General features: G+C 34.7%; 1 protein-coding gene. It reads left to right on the forward strand.

Annotated features, from left to right (window positions below; genetic code table 11):
• The first annotated feature begins 382 nt into the window (after window positions 1-382).
• Window positions 383-1,069 (forward strand): hypothetical protein, encoded by a 687-nt coding sequence (locus P2W72_RS05525; protein ID WP_276359912.1) that lies wholly within the window; start codon window positions 383-385, stop codon window positions 1,067-1,069.
• The last annotated feature ends 40 nt before the right edge of the window (window positions 1,070-1,109 follow it).

Here is a 1,109-nt window from a genome sequence, read left to right on the forward strand (position 1 = left end):
AGGTTATATTATTGGATTTGACCAGTGCACCGCAGGTAAGCAATCTTTTGATGGAAAAGGCTTTGTAATAGTTACCAATAATTTTAAAGATACCCTCGTAACCTATAACCTCCCTGATTCGCTTTACAAGTTCCCTCCATCTCATTTTGCTAACAGACAGTTTACATTTTTATTTCCAGACTCGGTCAGGTCAAAATACAAAATTCGCTTTGCGTACAAAACCTCCGATACCAAAGAATATGTCTATTCTCTTTGCACACATGATATTCTAACTGCAGATTTCAGTTGGTTTGTTAAAGATCGGCAGATTAGAATTGTATGTGCCCGTAGATAATTTGATTACGAAGCAATAAAAATTTTATCACTTTAAACCCTAATAATTATGAAGCCAATTACTTTATTTATGCTGATCGTATCAGTAATTTTTGGTTTAATGGCATTTCGCTATTTCCAGACACCGGCATTCTATTATGCTTTTGATGAAAAGGTTTCAATAACCCCATCGGAAAGCAAAATACTTATTAAATATTCCGTAGTTAAAGATCAGAAAAGTGCGACATCTCTAATTCAAAATATTGAGAAAAATGCAGAACTGAACTGGCAGGATGATAAGGTGCTGATTATCGAAGCCAAAACCGGGGCGGCAAAAGAAAAGATCAGGGAGCGCCTTTTGGCCGAAACAGATGTGCTTAGCATCCAGCCTGTTTTTAAAACTGCTGAAGGGCTTGAATTAGGTTTAACGGATGAGTTTGTATTAAAATTTAAGCCGTCGGTATCTGAAGCACAGATCAATACACTGAATAAGCAGTTTGATGTAACCATTGTAAAATCAAGTGAAGTATATCAGTTAGCCAGGGTTGGAAAAGGAATTGACGTGTTAGAAGTGGCAAATAAATACCAGGAAAGTGGTTTGGTCATTTTTTCGCACCCGAATTTTATTGCTCAGATCGAGAAACACCAGGTACTACCCAATGATCATGAAACTTACAAAAAAACTTTTACTGAATATTATTATTTTCATCAAATAGCAGTAGCGTTTAAAAAAAAATACGTAATAAGAATAGATTAGCTTTGAATAATTGAAATTTATAACTCATTCTATAAATAAA

This window comes from Daejeonella sp. H1SJ63 (assembly GCF_029360775.1).
Lineage (GTDB): Bacteria > Bacteroidota > Bacteroidia > Sphingobacteriales > Sphingobacteriaceae > Daejeonella.